This is a genomic window from Porphyrobacter sp. YT40 (assembly GCF_006542605.1).
In the GTDB taxonomy this organism is placed as follows: Bacteria; Pseudomonadota; Alphaproteobacteria; order Sphingomonadales; family Sphingomonadaceae; genus Erythrobacter.
In genome coordinates this window covers 22,436-40,811 of sequence record NZ_CP041222.1, presented here as the reverse complement: position 1 = coordinate 40,811, position 18,376 = coordinate 22,436, and the positions used below count along the sequence as shown (strand labels likewise).

At 67.6% G+C, this 18,376-nt stretch carries 17 protein-coding genes; 12 read left to right on the top strand and 5 right to left on the bottom strand.

Features of this window, described 5'->3' with window-relative positions; all coding sequences use genetic code 11:
• Window positions 1-7 precede the first annotated feature (7 nt).
• The 3 genes from galE (at window position 8) to E2E27_RS00185 (ending at window position 1,940) form a co-directional block, all read left to right on the top strand.
• Window positions 8-1,015: a UDP-glucose 4-epimerase GalE gene (galE, locus tag E2E27_RS00195; RefSeq protein ID WP_141456892.1), complete on the top strand. Its 1,008-nt coding sequence runs from the start codon at window positions 8-10 to the stop codon at window positions 1,013-1,015.
• A gap of 105 nt (window positions 1,016-1,120) precedes the next feature.
• Window positions 1,121-1,246, top strand: coding sequence for a type B 50S ribosomal protein L36 (gene ykgO / locus E2E27_RS00190; RefSeq protein WP_017666014.1), 126 nt, complete (start codon window positions 1,121-1,123; stop codon window positions 1,244-1,246).
• Window positions 1,247-1,337: 91 nt separating this feature from the next.
• Window positions 1,338-1,940, top strand: a complete 603-nt coding sequence (locus E2E27_RS00185) for an HAD family hydrolase (RefSeq protein ID WP_141461420.1) — start codon at window positions 1,338-1,340, stop codon at window positions 1,938-1,940.
• 276 nt (window positions 1,941-2,216) lie between these two features.
• Here the strand turns inward: E2E27_RS00185 and E2E27_RS00180 are convergent, their stop codons facing one another.
• Window positions 2,217-2,561, bottom strand: a complete 345-nt coding sequence (locus E2E27_RS00180) for a CC_3452 family protein (RefSeq protein WP_141456890.1) — start codon at window positions 2,559-2,561, stop codon at window positions 2,217-2,219.
• A gap of 209 nt (window positions 2,562-2,770) precedes the next feature.
• On the opposite strand from E2E27_RS00180, the gene E2E27_RS00175 reads away from it, so the two are divergent.
• Both E2E27_RS00175 and recQ read left to right on the top strand, forming a co-directional pair.
• The gene (locus tag E2E27_RS00175; RefSeq protein ID WP_141456888.1) at window positions 2,771-3,322 is read left to right on the top strand and encodes a winged helix-turn-helix transcriptional regulator; all 552 of its coding nucleotides are present in this window, start codon (window positions 2,771-2,773) and stop codon (window positions 3,320-3,322) included.
• 76 nt (window positions 3,323-3,398) lie between these two features.
• A complete protein-coding gene (gene recQ, locus E2E27_RS00170) occupies window positions 3,399-5,192 on the top strand; it encodes a DNA helicase RecQ (protein WP_141456886.1) in 1,794 nt (597 codons plus the stop codon).
• Here recQ and E2E27_RS00165 read toward each other — a convergent pair.
• Window positions 5,189-6,028, bottom strand: coding sequence for a hypothetical protein (locus tag E2E27_RS00165; protein WP_141456884.1), 840 nt, complete (start codon window positions 6,026-6,028; stop codon window positions 5,189-5,191). The two genes, recQ and E2E27_RS00165, sit on opposite strands and share 4 nt — an antisense overlap.
• Window positions 6,029-6,074: 46 nt before the next feature.
• Window positions 6,075-7,565: a YifB family Mg chelatase-like AAA ATPase gene (locus E2E27_RS00160; protein ID WP_141456882.1), complete on the bottom strand. Its 1,491-nt coding sequence runs from the start codon at window positions 7,563-7,565 to the stop codon at window positions 6,075-6,077.
• 173 nt (window positions 7,566-7,738) lie between these two features.
• Here E2E27_RS00160 and E2E27_RS19225 point away from each other — a divergent pair, with 173 nt between their 5' ends.
• The 7 genes from E2E27_RS19225 (at window position 7,739) to E2E27_RS00125 (ending at window position 14,139) form a co-directional block, all read left to right on the top strand.
• Entirely contained in the window at window positions 7,739-8,755 is a 1,017-nt protein-coding gene (locus tag E2E27_RS19225) for an alpha/beta hydrolase (RefSeq protein WP_141456880.1), read from the top strand.
• A gap of 99 nt (window positions 8,756-8,854) precedes the next feature.
• Window positions 8,855-8,989: a 50S ribosomal protein L34 gene (gene rpmH, locus E2E27_RS00150; RefSeq protein WP_026092078.1), complete on the top strand. Its 135-nt coding sequence runs from the start codon at window positions 8,855-8,857 to the stop codon at window positions 8,987-8,989.
• A 126-nt stretch (window positions 8,990-9,115) separates the two neighbouring features.
• On the top strand, window positions 9,116-9,493 hold the full coding sequence (rnpA, locus tag E2E27_RS00145) for a ribonuclease P protein component (protein ID WP_141456878.1): 378 nt from the start codon (window positions 9,116-9,118) through the stop codon (window positions 9,491-9,493).
• Window positions 9,490-9,699: a membrane protein insertion efficiency factor YidD gene (gene yidD, locus E2E27_RS00140; protein ID WP_141456876.1), complete on the top strand. Its 210-nt coding sequence runs from the start codon at window positions 9,490-9,492 to the stop codon at window positions 9,697-9,699. The genes rnpA and yidD overlap by 4 nt, the downstream gene beginning before the upstream one ends.
• A gap of 68 nt (window positions 9,700-9,767) precedes the next feature.
• A complete protein-coding gene (gene yidC, locus E2E27_RS00135) occupies window positions 9,768-11,522 on the top strand; it encodes a membrane protein insertase YidC (protein ID WP_141456874.1) in 1,755 nt (584 codons plus the stop codon).
• Window positions 11,523-11,527: 5 nt separating this feature from the next.
• A complete protein-coding gene (gene yihA, locus E2E27_RS00130) occupies window positions 11,528-12,208 on the top strand; it encodes a ribosome biogenesis GTP-binding protein YihA/YsxC (protein ID WP_141456872.1) in 681 nt (226 codons plus the stop codon).
• Window positions 12,209-12,303: 95 nt separating this feature from the next.
• Window positions 12,304-14,139: an ABC-F family ATP-binding cassette domain-containing protein gene (locus E2E27_RS00125; RefSeq protein ID WP_141456870.1), complete on the top strand. Its 1,836-nt coding sequence runs from the start codon at window positions 12,304-12,306 to the stop codon at window positions 14,137-14,139.
• Between the two features lie 5 nt (window positions 14,140-14,144).
• Here the strand turns inward: E2E27_RS00125 and E2E27_RS00120 are convergent, their stop codons facing one another.
• A complete protein-coding gene (locus E2E27_RS00120) occupies window positions 14,145-15,302 on the bottom strand; it encodes a M14 family metallopeptidase (RefSeq protein ID WP_234036121.1) in 1,158 nt (385 codons plus the stop codon).
• Window positions 15,303-15,328: 26 nt separating this feature from the next.
• On the bottom strand, window positions 15,329-18,376 hold the full coding sequence (locus E2E27_RS00115) for a TonB-dependent receptor domain-containing protein (protein WP_141456866.1): 3,048 nt from the start codon (window positions 18,374-18,376) through the stop codon (window positions 15,329-15,331).

Genomic DNA, 18,376 nt, shown 5'->3' with positions numbered 1-18,376 from the left:
CGGCACCATGCAGAGTTCCGTCAAAGCCCCCGTTCTGGTCACCGGCGGCGCCGGTTATATCGGCAGCCACGCGGTGCTGGCGCTGCGCGATGCCGGATGGCCGGTGGCGGTCATCGACAATCTCGTGACGGGCTTCCGCTTCGCCGTGCCCGATGGCGTGCCTTTCTATGAAGGCGACATCGCCGATGCCGATCTGCTGGCGCGCATCTTTGCCGAGCAGCAAACGCGCGCGATCATGCATTTTGCCGGGTCGGTGGTGGTGCCCGAAAGCGTCGCCGATCCGCTCAAATATTACGACAACAACACCGCCAAGAGCCGCGCGCTGATCGCCGCGGCGGTAAAGGCGGGGGTGGCGCATGTCATCTTCTCCTCGACCGCGGCGACCTACGGCATCCCCGATGTCGCCGCCGTGAGCGAGGATACGCCGCAGCGCCCGATCAATCCCTATGGCTGGTCGAAGCTGATGACCGAGCAGATGCTCGCCGATGTCGCCGCCGCCCATCCGCTCAATTATGGCGTGCTGCGCTATTTCAATGTCGCGGGCGCCGATCCGCAGGGGCGCAGCGGGCAGTCCACGGCGGGCGCGACGCATCTCATCAAGGTCGCGATCGAGGCCGCGCTGGGCAAGCGCGAATCGGTGAGCGTGTTCGGCACGGACTACGCCACGCATGACGGCACCGGGGTGCGCGACTATATCCATGTCAGCGATCTCGCCGCCGCGCACGTGCTGACGCTGGAGGCGCTGATGGCCGAGCCCCAGCGCTCGTTGACGATGAATTGCGGCTATGGCCGGGGCTTTTCGGTGACCGAGGTGCTCGACGCGGTCGACCGGGTGACGAATCGCCAGCTGGTGCGCCGGATCGAGGGCCGCCGTGCGGGCGATCCCGATTCGCTGATTTCCAATCCCGCGCGGCTGAAGGCGACGCTCGGCTGGGAGCCGCAGCACGCCGATCTCGACACGATCATCGCCCACGCGCTGGCGTGGGAGCGCAAATTGAGCGACTTGGTGAGGTGACCGGGGCAGGTTCGCATTGACGCGGGCCCCTCGTCCCGCTAACGGCACGCTTCAATTTCCGCGCGTCGGACCGTTCCGGCGCGCTTCTCTTTTGGAACAAGCGTCATGAAGATCGTCAACAGCCTGAAGTCGCTCAAGGGCCGTCACCGCGACAACCGCGTGATCCGTCGTCGCGGACGCACCTATGTGATCAACAAGACTGACCGTCGCTTCAAGGCCCGCCAGGGCTGATTCGGCGCGGCTGCCCGGCACGGGCGGCTGAGGAATTCTGCGGCCCGCCTCCTTGCCGGAGCGCGGGCCGCAGCCGTTTGGGATGGGCGTGATGCAGAAGGCTGTGGTGTTCGATGTCGGGCGGGTGCTGTTCCAGTGGCAGCTGGGCGCGCTGTTCGAAAAGCTGATCGGCGACCCGCAGGAACTCGAGTGGTTCCTCGCCAATGTCGTGACCGAGGAATGGCACTACGAGCATGATCGCGGCCGTGCGCTGGCCGACATGGTGCCGGAGCGGATCGCGCTCTACCCGCAATACGAATCGCACATCCGTGCCTATGCGACGCGCTTCAACGAGACCGTGCCGGGGCCGGTCGAGGGCGCGCACGAATTGGTCGAGCGGTTGGCGGCGGCGGGCGTGCCGCTGTTCTGCCTCACCAATTTCGGCGACGAGTTCTGGGAGGAGTTCCGCCCGACCCAGCCGATCTTCGATCATTTCGAGGACATCGTCGTCTCGGGCGTCGAGAAGGTCGCCAAGCCCGATGGGCGGATCTACGCCATCGTCGAGCAGCGCAGCGGGCGCGAAGGCGCGCAGCTGTTCTTCACCGATGACAACCCCGCCAACATCGAAGCCGCCCGCGCGCGCGGCTGGGACGCGCATCTCTTCACCGATGCGGCCACGCTGGAAGCGCAGCTGCTCGCGGCGGGCCTTCTCTAACACGCCAAATACGACGGCTGTCTCGGTCGCAAAGCGACCGCAAGGCCGACTGGCCTCAAGTAGCGAAGCGATAGGCCAACAAGGACGCGCGAACCGCAGGCGCTCAAGCCTGAAAGGCTTGAAACGCGCCGAGGATGCTCGCCCGGATGGGCGAGCGAAACGCAAAAAACTAACCCCCGGCCACGCACTGGGGAGAGCGTGCCGGGGGTCGTGGAGCTCTGTCGGGCTGGAGAGGCGCGCCGACAGAGAGGGACGTCGTGTCGGGTCAGCTGGCGATCAGCCGTTGCACTTGGCCAGCTCTTCGGTGGTGATGTCCTCGCCATCGACCTTGAAGGTCGCGACTTCGCCAAACTTGCGGTTCAGCGCGCGGCACACGCGCAGGGGGCGGGCGCTGGTCTTCTTGGCGACGCAGGTTTCGTCCTTGCAGGCCCAGGCCACGCCATCGGTCACGGCCTTGGTCTCGCTCGTCGGGGCCGAGAGGGTGGCGGTGTAATAGGGGCTGCCCGCGGCCTGAAGCGGGGCGGCGCCGGTGGCAACGCCGAAGCTGAGGCCGGTGTAAACCAGCGCCGAAGCGAGGATCGCGAGCTTGCCGGTGCGGGGGATGGAGAGGGAGTTGATCATCGGGGTATCCTTTGCCTGTTTTCAAAGAGGGGGCGGAGGCCCCTGTGGTCTCACTCGTTGTATTTTGCAACGCAACATTTCGATTCGAAACCAGTTGCTATTCGCTACCTAACCAACTAGGTTGTGAGTTGCAACTGAAAACTGAAATTTTTTTGTGTGGCCTGCAAAATCGGTTACACATGACCCCGGACGGGGAAGGGAAACGGCGAATGGGTGATTTGAGAGAACCGCTGCGCGAGCTGATCGAATGCGGCCTGCCGCAAGCGCTCGAGGTGATGGGGGAGCGCTGGTCCTTCATGATCCTGCGCGCCAGCTTCAACGGTCTCAAGCACTTCGAGGAATTCCTGAGCGAGCTCGGGATCGCCCGCAATATCCTCTCCAACCGCCTCGCCAAGCTGGTCGAACACGGCATCCTCAAGCGCGAGCCCTGCGCCGATGATCGCCGCAAGATCGAATATCGCCTGACCGACAAGGGCTTCGACCTGCTTCCGGCGATGCTGGCGCTGCGCCAGTGGGGGCAGAAATACGGCGGCGAGCGGGTGATCGAAGACCCGGTGCTGGTCGACGAGCGCGACCGGCTGCCGATCGGCCCGGTCTCGATCCTCGCCCACGATGGCCGCATCCTCGGCCATGAAGACTTGTGGCTGACCCGCCCCGCCGATCTCGGCAAGCGCGCCGACGGCACGCTGGCGACCCCCGGCCAGGCGCTCGGCCACGGCGATGTGATCGATCTGGCGTCGAAGACCGCGCGCGCGGGCTGATTCGCGCCGCGAAACCGGTCGATAGCTGCGCACCGGCGGGTGGCATGGCGCGGCCATTGGGCTAAGGCTCCCGCGCATGAGCGTGAGCCTGCCTCCCGAATGTCACGACATCCTGCATCGCACCTTCGGCTACCCCGCCTTTCGCGGGCAGCAGGAGGCGGTGATCGGCCGGGTGATGGCGGGCGAACACACGTTGGCGCTGATGCCGACCGGGGCGGGCAAGAGCCTGTGCTACCAGATCCCCGCACTCGCCCGCGCGGGCACGGCGGTGGTGGTCTCCCCGCTGATCGCGCTGATGCACGACCAGATCCGCTCGGCCACCGCAGCGGGCATCCGCGCCGCCTCGATGACCTCGGCCGACGGCGATAATGCCGCCACCGCCGAAGCCTTTCGCAATGGCGACCTCGACCTGCTCTATGTCGCCCCCGAACGCGCTTCGACCCCGGGTTTCCAGAACCTGCTGGAGCGCGCGCGAATCGCCCTGTTCGCCATCGACGAGGCGCATTGCGTGTCCGAATGGGGGCATGATTTCCGCCCCGATTACCGGATGCTGCGCCCGGTGCTGGATCGCTTCCCCGATGTCCCCCGGCTGGCGCTGACCGCCACCGCCGATCAGGCGACCCGCGCGGACATCCTCAAACAGCTCGGGATCGCGGAGGAGGGCCTGATTGTCGCCGGGTTCGACCGGCCCAACATCCGCTACGCCATCACCCCGCGCGACAACGGCACCCGCCAGATCACCGAGCTGCTCCAGCGGCTTGAGGGAGCAGGCATCGTCTATGCGCCCAGCCGCAAGCAGGCCGAAGACCTCGCCGCCGCAATCACCCGTTCCGGGCGCGAGGCGGGGTTTTACCACGCCGGACTGGAGCCGGAACGCCGCGCGCGGGTGCAGGCGGAATTCGTTGCCTCGGAAAGCATGGTGATGGTCGCCACCATCGCCTTCGGCATGGGGATCGACAAGCCCGACGTGCGCTTCGTCGTCCACGCCGGGCTGCCCAAGTCGATCGAGGCCTATTATCAGGAAACCGGCCGCGCGGGCCGCGATGGCGACCCGGCGGAAGCGCATCTGTTCTGGGGCGTCTCCGATTTCGCCCGCGCGCAGCAATGGCTCGCCGAGGTCGAACCCGCGCGGCTGGCGGGGGAGAAGGCCAAGCTCGACAGCCTCTCCGCCCTGGTCGAAACCCCCGAATGCCGCCGCGCGGTGCTGCTGCGCCACTTCGGCGAGCATCCGCCCGAGACTTGCGGCAATTGCGACAATTGCCTCGATCCCCCGCAGGTGGTCGATGCCAGCGAACTGGCGCAGAAGCTGCTCTCGGCGGTCTATCGCACCGGGCAGAGTTACGGCATCGGCCATGTCGAAAAGGTGCTGACCGGGCAAAGCGACGAGCGGATCACGTCGCGAGGGCATGACCGCCTGTCGGTGTTCGGGATCGTCGATGCGCAATCCGCACGGCTGCTGCGCCCGCTCACGCGCACGCTGGTGGCGCGCGGGATGCTGGCGGCGACCGAGCATGGCGGGCTGATGCTGGGGCCCGAGGCGCGCAGCGTGCTGAAGGGCCAGCGTAGCATCACCCTTGCAGAACCGCCCGCGCGCCAGCGCCGCGCGCGGCGGGGGCGGGGCGGGAACGACGCCCCCAACCCGGTCGGCAACCCGCTGTTCGAAGCCCTGCGCGCGAGGCGCAAGGCGCTCGCCGCCGAACATGGCCTGCCCGCCTATGTCATCTTCCACGATTCGGTGCTGCGCGACATGGCGCACCAGTGCCCCGAGACGCTCGGCGAACTGGGCCGCATCCCCGGCGTCGGCGCGAAGAAGCTGGAGACATGGGGGCCGGAATTCGTCGCCGTGGTGCGGGATCATCTGAAGGCTTAGCGCTGGGCGCGTCGCACCGAATAGTCGATCCGGATTCGCACCCAGCTGCCGAACTGCTCCCGCCCGCCGATCCGCGCCGGGCGGACGCGGAATTGCCACGCGGCGGCCATCACCGCGCGGCCGATCTGCGCGCCCGGCGGGGCTTCGGAGAGCAGCTGGCAATCCTCGACATAATAGCCCGTCACCGTCTTGCACGCGATCAGCGCGTACCCCGGCCCGGTGGCGGTGGAGAGGTAGCCGGCGAGCTCCTGATCGGTCGGCTCGCGATACCAGCGCGCGGCGTAGAGCGGCTCGCCATTGGGCGCGGTGCCGACCTGCTGGCTATCGCCCGCCCGGCGCGGATCGCCGGTGTCGGCCGGGCCGTAGGTCTGCCCCTGCCTGATCCTTGCCCCAATCTTCGGCGAAGGGCTGGCGCTCGGTTTGGGATCGGGTCGCGATTCGGGCTGGGGTGTCGGCGAAGGCGCCGGGCGGGGATTGGTGTCGAAAGGCGAGGCGAAGGGCTGTTCGGGCTGCGGCACCACCTGATCGGGCGTCGGCTGCGGCGCGCTGTCGGGGCTTTCGGCCTGCTGTTCGGGCGTGGTCTCGGCTTCCGGTTCAGCCTCCTGCGTGACGGTGGAGGCGGCGAATTCGGTAATCACCACCTTCTCGTCCGGCTCGCCCGCGATTTGCGTGCCGAGCGTCAGGAGCAACAGCAGGATCAGCGCCTCGAGCGCCAGCGCGATGCCGAAGCTCGCCAGCTTGCGCCGGCGCGCGGCGTCGCGCTGGCCGGCCCACAGGGCGGCAAGGCCCCGCCGCTCTGCGGTCTCCACTGCAAGAATATCGTCCGAAATCGCCACTGCGCCTTTGACAAGGCCGCTGGGGGAGGGGGCCTTCGTGGGCCTCTTAGCCCGTCATCAGCCGATAGGACAGGGCTTCGGCGATGTGAACGCGGCCAACCGTTTCCGCCTCGGCAAGATCGGCAATGGTGCGCGAGACCCGCAGCATCCGCGTATAGCCGCGCGCCGACAAACGCAGCTTTTCCGCCGCCTGCAACAGCAGCTTTCGCCCCGCCTCGTCGGGCGTGGCGTGGTGTTCGAGCCGCTCGCCCTCCAATTCCGCATTGGAGCGGACACCCCGCGCGGTCTGGCGTTGGCGCGCGGCGGCGACCCTTGCGGCGACCGCTTCGCTGCCCTCGGCAGGCGGGGGGAGCGTCATGTCGAGCGCGCTCACCGCGCCGACATGGACGTGAAGGTCGATCCGGTCGAGCAGCGGGCCGGACAGCCGCGCCTGATAGTCGCCGATGCAGCGCGGATACTTGTTGCAGTTGCGCGCCGGATCGCCCGCATAGCCGCAGCGGCAGGGGTTCATCGCCGCGACCAGCTGCACCCGTGCCGGGAAGGTGACATGGGCATTGGCGCGCGCGACATCGACCTGCCCCGTCTCGAGCGGTTGCCGGAGCGAATCGAGCACCGGGCGCTGGAACTCGGGCAATTCGTCGAGGAACAGCACGCCCAGATGCGCAAGGCTGACCTCGCCGGGGCGCACTTTCAGCCCGCCGCCGGTGAGCGCCGCCATGCTCGCCGAATGGTGCGGCGCGCGGAAGGGGCGGGCGCGGCTGATGCGGCCCGCTTCGAGCATCCCCGCGACCGATTGCACCATCGACACCTCCAGCGCCTCGGTCGGCGTGAGCGGGGGGAGGATGCCCGGCAGGCAGCTCGCCAGCAGGCTTTTCCCCGATCCCGGCGGGCCGACCATCATCAGGTTGTGACCCCCGGCGGCCGCGATTTCGAGCGCGCGCTTGGCGGTTTCCTGCCCCTTCACCTGCCTGAGATCATTGCCCATCGCCCCCTCGGCCACCTCGCCGCGTGGCGGTTCGGGCAGGACGAGGCTGCCCTTGAGATGCGCCAGCAGGCCCGTCAGATCGCGCGGGGCTAGCACGGGCACGCCGCTGGCCCAGCGCGCCTCGGGGCCTTGCTCGGCGGGGCAGATCAACCCCGTGCCGAGCGCGCTGGCGTGAAGCGCGGCGATCAGCACGCCGGGACTGGCGACCACGCGGCCATCGAGCGCCAGTTCGCCCACCGCGATCCAGTCTTCCAGTTGCTCGGCATCGGTCACGCCCATCGCGGCGAGCAGCGCCAGCGCGATCGGCAGGTCGAAATGCGATCCGTCCTTGGGCAGGTCTGCGGGCGAGAGGTTGACCGTGATCCGCTTGGGCGGCAGCGCCAGGCCCATTGCGGCGAGCGCGGCCTGCACCCGCTCGCGGCTTTCGCTCACCGCCTTGTCGGGCAGGCCGACGACGTTGAAGCGCGGCAGGCCCGGGCCGATGTGGCACTGCACCTCCACCGCGCGCGCCTCCAGCCCGAGGTAGGCGACCGTCCTCACCAATGCGACCATGCCTGCCCCCGTCCTTTCCCCGCCGCGGATTGTGCAGCTTTGTGAGAGGCTTGTCGAGCCGGTGCGCAGGATTAATCGAACCTTGCCGCGCGCCCCTGCACGAGCGCTAAGGACTTTCTCAAGCATAAATCTTCGCAATTTCGGAAAGGATGCCGGGCGACAGTGCGTAGGTCATGAACCGCGCCCTTGCCCTGCTGCTTGCCGCCCTTGCGATGCTGCTGCCCGCCACCCCGGCGCTGGCGCAGCAGACCGCGCGGGTTGTGACCACGGTCAGCTGGGTCGAGGAATGGGACCCGTCCACCGGCGAATGGGTGCGCGTCGCCGACGAAAGCGATGCCGCATTCGCCCCGGATTTTGCCCCCGATTTCGTGCAGGCCGCGCCCGGCCCCTTCACACACACCATCATCACCGAAGAACCGGTGCGCTTCATCGCCCAGACGCCGCGCCAAAGCGCAGTCAGCGCCGGGATCGCGCGTTTCGGCCCGTTCCGTGTGATCGACGACAAGCGTGCGGCGCTGGTCGCTTCGACCGATGCGGCCAGCCCGCAGGCCTTCGCTGCCATGCTCGCCGCCTTTCCGGGGCTCGAAGTGATTGAATTCGCCGATGCGCCGGGCACCAGTCACGATCTGGCGAACCTCGCGCTGGGTCGTGCCATCCGCGCTGCGGGGCTGGCGACCCATGTTCCCGCCGGCGGCTCGGCCCGCTCGGGTGCGGTCGAGCTGTTCCTTGCCGGAACCCGCCGCACCACCGCGCCCGGCGCGCTCTTCGCAGTCCATTCCTGGCGCGACGAGCGCGGGCGCGAGCCCTCCGACTTTGCGCCGGATGCGCCCGAAAACCGGCTCTATCTCGATTACTATGCCGAAATGGGCATGAGCCCCGATGAGGCCCGCGCCTTCTACGCCATGACCAATTCGGTGCCGCACGCCAGCGCGCTGTGGCTGGAAGCGGGCGAGATGGAGCGCTGGATCGCGCCTGCCACCCGCCGGATCGAGGGCGACGCGGCGGCGGGCGTGCGGCTGGCGCTGGGCCGGTCGGGCGATGCGCTCGGCGGGCTGGTGGCACAGTCGCTCGAACGGCTGGCGGCATGGGAGCTGCCGGGTGCTATGGCCGCTGCCCCGATCATCGCGCCCCGGCTGGCCTATGCCGATCCGGGCTTCGGGCTGCTTGACTCTCCGGCGGCTTTCCCATAACGGCCCCGGTCTGATTTACGGTCGCAGCGATGCGGCCCCGGTTGGTGTGCGGGCACAGGCCCGCTGCGCACTCGCCGGTCTCTTTGTTTCGAGGATGATATGAAGCGTACCTTCCAACCCAGCAATCTCGTGCGCGCCCGTCGTCACGGCTTCTTCGCCCGCAAGGCGACCCCCGGTGGCCAGAAGGTGCTCCGCGCCCGCCGTGCGCGCGGCCGCAAGAAGCTCTGCGCTTAATTCGCTGGCGCCCTCAGGCGCCGGGCGCGGGCCGTCCGGCCCGCTTGGCTTTCGCGGCATAAGCCGCGGCGGGCAGTCGCCCTTGCGGGCTCCCTTCGGGAGCCCGTTTGCGTTATCGGCGAACCCATGATTTCCGTTCTTACCAAGCGCGCGGATTTTCTCGCCGCCAACTCCGGCACCCGCAATGCGCGGGCCGGGTTCGTGCTGCTGACCCGGCCCAATGACGGGCAGGGCATCCGCTACGGGATCACCGTCACCAAGAAGATTGGCAATGCGGTGGTTCGTAACCGCATGAAGCGGCGGTTTCGCGAACTGCTGCGCGCCGCGCTCCCGGTGCGGGGCCTCGCCGATCACGATCACGTGCTGATCGGCCGTGCAGGCGGCGTCGAGCGCGATTTTCACCTGATGGCAGATGAGCTCGCCAAAGCCCTCGAACGCGCGCGCGAAGGGCGCGGCGATCCGGCGGGCGGGCGCAGGCCAAGGCGGGGGAATCGCCGCAAATGAAGCAGATCCTCATCCTCATCGCGCGCGGCTGGCAGCTTGGCCCTTCGCGCATCCTGCCGCCCTCGTGCCGCTACTATCCCTCGTGCAGCCAATACGCGATCGAGGCGCTGGGCAAATATGGTGCGGTGAAGGGTGGATGGATGGCGGCGAAGCGGCTAATGCGCTGCCACCCCTGGGGCGGGCACGGACATGATCCGGTGCCCTAGGGGGTCTGGAAACGGGACCGTTCTATCCCCATAATACACCTGTCGTCGCATACTCTCGGGGCATACACTTGGATAATCGCAACCTTCTGCTCGCTGTCGTGCTTTCGGTTCTGCTGCTCTTCGGATGGCAGGCGGGGATGAGCTATTTCTACCCCGAGGCCGCAGTGCCCGCGCCCATCGCGCCGGAAACGGGCGCGCCCCCTGCGGCATCGGCTGGCGGGCAGCCGGTCGCTGCCGGGGCTGCGACGCTGGGCGGAGAGGTCGCCGCGCCGCGCAAGGTCGATCTCAAGGCCGCGCTCGCCGGTGGCAACCGCGTCGCGATCGACACGCCGCGTCTTGCCGGGTCGATCAACCTCGTCGGCGCACGGATCGACGACATCGTGCTCAAGGATTACCGCGAGACGGTGGAGAAGGATTCGGGCCCCGTCCGCCTGCTCGCGCCCGAGGGCACGGGCGTTCAGTATTTCGCCGAATTCGGCTTCGTGAGCGGCGGTGCGCGCCAGCCGTCCAACCTGCTGTGGCAGGCCGATGGCAGCAAGCTGACCCCGGAAACGCCCGTCACCCTGACCCACACCGATGCCGCGGGCGTGACCTATGCGATCCGCTTCGCCATCGACAAGGATTTCATGATCACCGCCACCCAGTCGGTGACCAACAACAGCCCGGCGGCAGCGATTGTCCAGCCTTTCGCGCTGATCAAGCGCACCAGCACCAATGCGACGCTTGACCAGTTCGTGTCGCACTCCGGCCCGGTCGGGGTGTTCGGCGGAACGCTGTGGGACCCCCATTCCTATGACGAGCTGGCCGAGATCGGGCAGGAAGTGCCCGAAGGCGCGCCCGACTGGCTGGGCTTCACCGATCAATACTGGCTCGCCGCGCTGGTCCCCGGCGACGGTCAGGGCAACGTCAAGGTCGACGATGCCAGCTTCCGCTCGCTGCCCGGCAAGCTGTTCCGGTCCGACCTGCTCTACGCCGCCAGCACCGTGCCCACCGGCGGCACGGTAACGCAGGACACGCGCCTGTTCGCCGGGGCTAAGGAAAGCCGCACGCTCGACAAGTACGAGGACAGCGGCATCACCAATTTCGGCCTCGCGATCAGCTGGGGCTGGTTCAAGTTCTTCGAAAAGCCGATCCTGTGGCTGCTGCGCACCCTCAATGGGCTGGTCGGCAATTTCGGGGTGGCGATCATCCTTCTAACCGTCATCATTCGCGGGCTGATGTTCCCCGTCGCGCAGAAGGGCTTTGCCAGCATGGCCGCGATGAAGGCCGTGCAGCCCAAGATGAAGGAAATCCAGGAACGCTTCAAGGACGACAAGCAGCGCCAGCAGCAGGAAATCATGAAGCTTTACAAGGACGAGAAGGTCAATCCCTTGTCCGGCTGCCTGCCGATGGTGATCCAGATTCCGGTATTCTTTGCGCTCTACAAGGTGCTGGTGCTGGCAATCGAGATGCGGCACGAGCCCTTCGTGCTGTGGATCCGCGATCTCTCGGCGCCCGATCCTGCGCATATCCTCAACCTGTTCGGCCTGCTGCCCTTCGAAGTCTCGGGCTTCCTCGCGATCGGCCCGCTCGCGATCCTGCTGGGCATCACCATGTGGCTGACCTTCAAGCTCAACCCCTCGGCGATGGACCCGGTACAGCAGCAGGTCTTCTCGCTGATGCCGTGGATGCTGATGTTCGTGATGGCGCCCTTTGCCGCTGGTCTGCTGCTTTACTGGGTGACCTCGAACATCCTCACCGTGGCGCAGCAGAGCTACCTCTACTCCAAGCACCCGCAATTGAAGGCCGCCAACGCGATCGCCGAAAAAGCGGCGAAGGGGTAGCGGGCGTGGACGAACCCGAGGACTATGCGCGCGCCGAGGAAGCGGCATCGCGGCTCTTTTCCGGGCCGGTCGATTTCCTGCGCTCCGCCCCGCAGCTGCAATTCCTGCCCGATCCCGTGGTGCCGGAAATCGCCTTTTGCGGACGCTCGAACGTGGGCAAGTCCTCGCTGCTCAACGCGCTGACGGGCCGCAAGGCCATCGCCCGCGCCTCGGTGACGCCGGGCCGCACGCAGGAATTGAACTTCTTCGATGTCGGCAGGCCCGAGGAGGAGGGCGCGCTGCCGCTGTTCCGGCTGGTCGACATGCCCGGCTACGGCTTTGCCAAGGCCCCGGTGAAGGTGGTCGACAAGTGGAAGGCGCTGGTCAATTCCTACCTGCGCGGCCGCGCTGTGCTGGCGCGCACGCTGGTGCTGGTCGACAGCCGCCATGGGCTGAAGGACGTCGACCGCGCGATGATGAAGATGCTCGACGAGGCGGCGGTCGGCTACCGTGTGGTGCTGACCAAGACCGACAAGATCAAGGCGAGCGAGCTCGACAAGGTGGCCGAAGCGACCGCCGCCGAAGTCCGCAAGCATGTCGCCGCCTACCCCGAACTGCACCTCACCAGCAGCGAAAAGGGCATGGGGATCGCCGCCCTGCGCGCCGCGGTGGTCGCCGACGCGCTGGGCGAAGGGTGGATGGGCTAGCGGAGGTAACGCGTTGGGGCTGTGCTTTTGTAGCACTTTGCCCGCAATCGGCTTTTCCTTTGGGCGCGCGGCGATAGGCTGTTAAGGGGCCGCCCATGCTTACCATCGACAACGTCACCGTGCGGCTTGGCGGCCGGGCCATTCTCGAACGCGCCAGCGCGACCGTGCCGGTGGGCGCGCGGGTCGGGCTGATCGGCCGCAACGGCGCGGGCAAATCGACGCTGATGAAGGCGCTGATCGGCGAGATCGAACCGGACGATGGCGAAATCTCCAAGCCGGCCCGCGCGCGGATCGGCTATATCGCGCAGGAAGCGCCGAGCGGGTCGATGACCCCCGAGGACGTCGTCCTCGCCGCCGCGACGGAGCGCGCCGAACTGCTCGCGGAGCTCGAAACCTGCACCGACATGGACCGCATGGGCGACGTGCACGAGCGTCTGCTGGCGATCGACGCCTATTCCGCCCCGGCGCGCGCGGCCAAGATCCTGAACGGGTTGGGCTTCGACGAAGAGATGCAGCAGCGCCCGGTCGACAGTTTTTCGGGCGGGTGGAAAATGCGCATTGCGCTGGGCGCGCTGCTGTTTTCCGAGCCCGACATCCTGCTGCTCGACGAGCCGAGCAACCACCTCGACCTCGAAGCAACCTTGTGGCTGGAGAATTTCCTCAAGTCCTATCCCGCCACGCTGGTCGTGATCAGCCACGAGCGCGATCTGCTCAACAAGGTGGTCGATCACATCCTCCACCTCCAAGGCGGGCAGCTGACGCTTTATCCCGGCGGCTACGATGCCTTCGAGAAGCAGCGGGCCGAGCGCGCCGCGCAGCTCGCCGCGGCCAAGGCTTCGCAGGAGGCGCAGGCGGCGCGGCTGCGGGATTACGTCGCGCGCAACTCCGCCCGCGCCTCGACCGCCAAGCAGGCGCAGTCGCGCGCCAAGATGCTCGCCAAGATGCAGCCGATCGCGGCGCTGATGGAAGACCCCTCGCTGAGCTTCGACTTTCCCGATCCGGCCGAGATGAAATCGCCGATGATCACGGTCGAACAGGCGGCAGTCGGATACGGCGAGGCGCCGCCGATCCTCAAGCGGCTGAACTTCCGGATCGAGGCCGATGACCGGATCGCGCTGCTGGGTCGCAACGGCAACGGCAAGACCACGCTGGCGCGGCTGCTCGCCTCGCAGCTTGCCCCGGCGGAGGGCGCAGTCAATGCGCCGGGCAAGCTGAAGGTCGGCTATTTCACGCAGTATCAGGTCGAGGAACTGGCGGGGGAGGACACGCCGCTCGACCTGATGAACCGCGCGATGGAGGGGGCCTCGCAAGGCGCGGTGCGCGCGCAGCTGGGGCGCTTCGGCTTTTCGGGGCCGCGGGCGAACCAGCGAGTCGACAAGCTTTCGGGCGGAGAGCGGGCGCGGCTGGCGCTGGCGCTGATCACCCGCGACGCGCCGCATCTGCTGATCCTCGACGAGCCGACCAACCACTTGGATGTCGATGCGCGCGAGGCACTGATTCAGGCGCTCAACGGCTATTCGGGGGCGGTGATCCTGATCAGCCACGATCGCCACATGGTCGAGCTGACGTCCGACCGGCTGGTGCTGGTCGATGGCGGCACGGCGCGCGAATATGCCGGCAGCATGGATGATTACATCGACTTCATCCTCGGTCGCAACCAGCCCAAGCCGGATCGCGGCGGCAAGGCCAAGGGTGCGCGGAACACGGGTGCGGACCTGCGCGCGGCGCAATCGGAACAGAGCAAGGCCGAGGCGGCGATCGCGCGTCTGACCGCCGATCTGGCCAAGCTGGACGAGCGGATTCTCGCAGCGGAAGGGTCGGCGATGGCGGGCTTGATGAAGCAGCGTTCCGAAGTGGCCGACCGACTGGCGCAGGCGGAAGAGGCTTGGCTTGCTGCCGGGGCTGCGCTGGAGGCGGCACAGGCCGCCTGAGCGGTCTACTCCGCCAGCGCTTCCAGCAAGTCCGCGGCCAGCGCGCGTGCGGCAGCGGCGGCGGCTTCGCGGTCGGCTGTGTCGCCGACTTCGTAGGTATAGGCGGGGATAGCGTAGGTCTGGTGGAACCAGTTCTTGCTCGTCCCGCTGCCGGGGTTGGCGTTGCGCGGTTCGAGGGTGAAGGGATAGCCGGCGAAGGCCGCTTCCTTCCCGCCCAGCCAGCGCGCGAGGAAGGCGGCTTGTTCCGGGGTCGCTTCGTCCGGCCCTTGAACATAAAACAGGTTGCGCCCGGTCGAATGGAAATCGACCATCAGCACCGGACGCACTCCGGAAGGCAGCGCGGCGAGCCATGCGTTCACGGCGCGCGTCTCGGGCTGCGTGAAGGGACCCCAGTCGCGGTTCAGATCCACCGCGCCGCGATTGGCGCGCCAGTGGCCGCGCACCACGCCATCGGGGTTGAGCATCGGCACCACCAGAATCTGCACGTCCCCGAGGCTCCCCGCCCGCGCCGCAAGCACATCGACGAAGGCCTCCATCGCGATCGCTCCGGTCACCTCGGGCGGGTGCTGGCGGCCGATCAGAACCACCAGCCGCGGCGCGTCCTTGCGCCCTAGCCGGATCGCGTGGATCGAACGGCCATCATGCGAAGTGCCCAGCTGGAACACCGGCGCGCCGGACGCCTTGCTCCACCGCGCCAGCGCCTCGCCCGTTTGCTCCGGCACCAGCAATTCCTGCGCCGCGACCAGACCCGCGCCGGCTGGCACGTCGAAGCGCGCGGTCTTGCCGTCGGCGCTCACCTCTGCCTCGAGCGTGCGCCAGCCGCCGCCCGTCGCCAGCTTGGGGGCGTAGCGATGCCCGCTTTCGAGATAGCGCAGCGTCACGCTGACCGGCGCATCGCCGCTCGCGCTGTAGCGGAAGGCATACCACGGGCTGGGATTGATCGGCGGGGCGTGTTCGGGGGTGACGAGCAGGGTGAAGGCGCGCTCCCCCGTCACCGCGCAGGCGAGCGGCGGCGCGCCCTCGAAATCGAAGGCGAGGGTGACGCTGGCCGAGCGGCAGTCCCCTGCCACCGCTGTCGAAACCGGGCGCGGCGGGGGAGGGCTGCACGCTGCCGCCGCCAATCCCCCCGCCAGCAGGGCCACGCCGGCCCACAGGTGTCGCATCGCGCTGCCCATGGGCCGGAGACCTATCAGAAGTTCTTGCGCACTTCGACCCGCCACACCCGGCCCCGGGCCGAATGGAGCGCGCTGAAGAAGCCCAGATCCTCGTCCGCCAGCGGCGGGTCCTTGTCGAACAGGTTGTTGACCCCCAGCCGGATGCGGGTGCCGTCCAGCGCGCCCTTTTCGAAGGAATAGGACACGTTGAGGTTGACGGTCAGGATGTCGTCGACGCGGAAGAAGTTAGCGTTGGGATCGGGCGAATCGAACGGCTCGTCGCGGCTCACGCTGGTGTCCCACACCTGCCCGACATATTGCGCGAACAGGCCGACATCGACCGGGCCCATGCCCCAGTTGACCGAGCTGGAGAAGCGCCACTTGGGCCGCCCCTCGATCTCGAGCAGCTGGCCGAGACCGCCGACCACCACTTCGGGCGGCAGCAGCCCGTCATTGATCCCCTCGAGCAGTTCCTCGCCCTCGTTCCCCGCCGACTGCACGAAGCTGGTCAGGCGCGCGGCGTTGAAGCGCAAGCGAATATCCCCCGCGCCGAAATCGGGCACGTTATAGAACAGGCCGAAGTCCCAGCCTTTCGACACGCGGCTGTCGAGGTTGAGATAGGGATCGTCGACGAAGAGGATCTCGCCCGCTGCCGCCAGCCCGGTGCCTTCGAACAGCGCGATCTGTTCGGCGGTCGGATCGGCGCGGACGACCGCCGGGTTGGTGCCGCCCGCAAGCCGTCGCAGCAGGTCGAGCGCGATGGCGTTGTCATCGCCGAAGGTGCCGACAAGCCCGGTCTGCTTCACGCGCCAGTAATCCGCCGTCAGCGTCAGCCCCGGAATGAAGCCGGGTTCGAGCACCACGCCCAGATTGATGCTCTCGCTGTCTTCCGGCTGCAAGCGGTCGGTGCCCGAACGGAAGCTGATCACGCCCTCGCCGGGGCACACCGCGAGGCTGGAAAGCTGGCCCTTGGCGACTTGGGCGGCGCAGATCACGAAATCGTCGCGCGTGTTCGAACGGGTGGTGCCTTCGTCGTTGACCTGCACCAGGTTGGGCGCGCGGAAGCCCTGCGACCATGCGCCGCGGAAGGTGATCCCCGGCACGGTGGTCCACGACGCGGCGACGCGCGGGACGATGGCGGTCTGGTCGATATCCTTGAAGTGCTCCACCCGGCCCGCGAGCTGGAGGTTCAGCGCGCTGACGAGCGGGATGGCCATATCCTCGCTCACCAGCGGCACGAAGGTTTCGGCATGGGCCGACCATACGTCGCGCGAACCACTGGTGTCGGGCGAGGGGCTGGTGCCGACCACGTCCGAACCGAACTCCACGCCCGGGATCACGCTGTCGGTCCAGGTGATCGTGCCGTCGAGCCGCGGGTCGCGATCGTCGAAGAAGGTCTCGCGCCGCCACTCGATCCCCGCCGCAATTCCGACATCGCCGCCGGGCAGGGTGAAGAGGTCGGAGCGGCTGACCTTGAAGTCGGCCAGCGCCAACGAAGTGCCGCCCTTGCGGAACACGCTGATGCGGAACGGGTCGATGCTGCTGGTGGGGTTGGGGGTGCAATCGCCATTGCCCGGATCGCCCGTCACGCAGCCGCCGTTGAAGGGGTTGTAGGCATCGGGCGTCGACTTGTTGATCGCATCCTGCAGCAGCGTCAGCGAAACGCGGTTGCCTTCAAGGTCGGTGGTGCGCGCTTCGGAATAGACGAAGCCCGTGTCGAAATCCCACGAGCCGAAATTGCCCTTGAGGCCCGCGACGAGGCGATAGGAATCCTTGGTCACATTGACCGAGCGATTGCCCGCATCGACGAAGCGGTAGCGCTCCATGATCACGTCCGCGCCGCCTGCGGGAATGGTGGTGCCGCCGATCCGGTTGGGGTTGGGCGTGCCGTCGGGGAAGGTGACGGGGCCGAAGGGGTTCCAATAGGCGTTGCGGCTGATCCCCACCGGCACCGCGCTGAGGATCGCGGCCGGCGTGATGAACCGCTCGCTTTCCGAACGGTAATAGCTCCCCTCGAAATAGGCTTCGAGGCTGTTGGTGAGCTCGTAATTCAGCAGGCCCATGACGTTATAGCGGGTCTTTTCGCTGATCGTCGTGGTGCCGAAATTGGTGTTGTAACGCACCGTCGGGTCGGGCGTGATGCCGGGGCGTGCGCACAGCCCGTCGCCCAGATCGATCCGGCAACCCGTGAAGGTGCTCGGCTGGAGGTAGAAATCGTCATCCCCCAGCGGCGTGCGGTTGCTCGGTGCCTGAATGTCGAACTGGCCGAAGGGGCCGAAGGTGTTGCGGTTGTTGAACTGGTTGTCGCCCTCGAACGGCGTACCCACCACCAGCGCACGGCGGTCGTCGTCGGCGGCATAGTCGCGTTCGGACGAGGGCAGGCCGGTCTCGTGGAAATAGCCGCCATAGAGCGTGAGGTTGGCGCGGCCCCCGGCGAAGTCGAAGCCGTAGCCGCCCGCCAGCGCATAGCTTTCAAGGCTGGTGCCTTCCGAGGCGCGGAATTCGCCTTCGATGAAGCCGCCCCGGCGGTTGCCGCGCAGCACGGTGTTGACCACGCCCGCGACTGCATCCGCGCCGTAGATCGCCGATGCGCCGTCGCGCAGCACCTCGATCCGGCGCACGGAGCCCGGTGCGATCTCGTTGGTGTCGGGGCTGACCACGGGCACCAGCAGCTCGGTCTGGAAGCCGGGGTTCAGCACCATGCGGCGGCCATTGATCAGCAGCAGCGTGTTGCCGGTGCCGAGATCGCGCAGGTTGATCGAGGCCGCATCGCCGCGGGCGTTGTTGATGGTGGTGTCGTTCTGTTCGTTGAAGGCCACCCCGCCCGCCTGCGGGATCGAGCGGAACAGCTCGTCACCCGATGTCGCCGCGACGTTGGCGATGTCGATCTCGTCGACCACGGTGACGGGCAGCACGTCGTTGATCTTGGCGCCCTGAATCCGGGTGCCTGTGACGGTGATGACGCTTTCCTCTTCCGCCGCGGGTGCGGGCGGCGTTTCGGCATCCTGCGCATGGGCGGCCTGCGCCGCGATCAGGCTGGCGCCGCACAGCAGGGTGAACCTGCCAAGTCGATTGGTGGACAT

Excerpts from the sequence above, each read along its gene's own strand:
- galE (WP_141456892.1), top strand. The coding sequence starts at position 8 with ATGCAGAGTTCCGTCAAAGCCCCCGTTCTGGTCACCGGCGGCGCCGGT.
- ykgO (WP_017666014.1), top strand. The coding sequence starts at position 1,121 with ATGAAGATCGTCAACAGCCTGAAGTCGCTCAAGGGCCGTCACCGCGAC.
- E2E27_RS00185 (WP_141461420.1), top strand. The coding sequence starts at position 1,338 with ATGCAGAAGGCTGTGGTGTTCGATGTCGGGCGGGTGCTGTTCCAGTGG.
- E2E27_RS00180 (WP_141456890.1), bottom strand. The coding sequence starts at position 2,561 with ATGATCAACTCCCTCTCCATCCCCCGCACCGGCAAGCTCGCGATCCTC.
- E2E27_RS00175 (WP_141456888.1), top strand. The coding sequence starts at position 2,771 with ATGGGTGATTTGAGAGAACCGCTGCGCGAGCTGATCGAATGCGGCCTG.
- recQ (WP_141456886.1), top strand. The coding sequence starts at position 3,399 with ATGAGCGTGAGCCTGCCTCCCGAATGTCACGACATCCTGCATCGCACC.
- E2E27_RS00160 (WP_141456882.1), bottom strand. The coding sequence starts at position 7,565 with ATGGTCGCATTGGTGAGGACGGTCGCCTACCTCGGGCTGGAGGCGCGC.
- E2E27_RS19225 (WP_141456880.1), top strand. The coding sequence starts at position 7,739 with ATGAACCGCGCCCTTGCCCTGCTGCTTGCCGCCCTTGCGATGCTGCTG.
- rpmH (WP_026092078.1), top strand. The coding sequence starts at position 8,855 with ATGAAGCGTACCTTCCAACCCAGCAATCTCGTGCGCGCCCGTCGTCAC.
- rnpA (WP_141456878.1), top strand. The coding sequence starts at position 9,116 with ATGATTTCCGTTCTTACCAAGCGCGCGGATTTTCTCGCCGCCAACTCC.
- yidD (WP_141456876.1), top strand. The coding sequence starts at position 9,490 with ATGAAGCAGATCCTCATCCTCATCGCGCGCGGCTGGCAGCTTGGCCCT.
- E2E27_RS00125 (WP_141456870.1), top strand. The coding sequence starts at position 12,304 with ATGCTTACCATCGACAACGTCACCGTGCGGCTTGGCGGCCGGGCCATT.
- E2E27_RS00120 (WP_234036121.1), bottom strand. The coding sequence starts at position 15,302 with ATGCGACACCTGTGGGCCGGCGTGGCCCTGCTGGCGGGGGGATTGGCG.
- E2E27_RS00115 (WP_141456866.1), bottom strand. The coding sequence starts at position 18,376 with ATGTCCACCAATCGACTTGGCAGGTTCACCCTGCTGTGCGGCGCCAGC.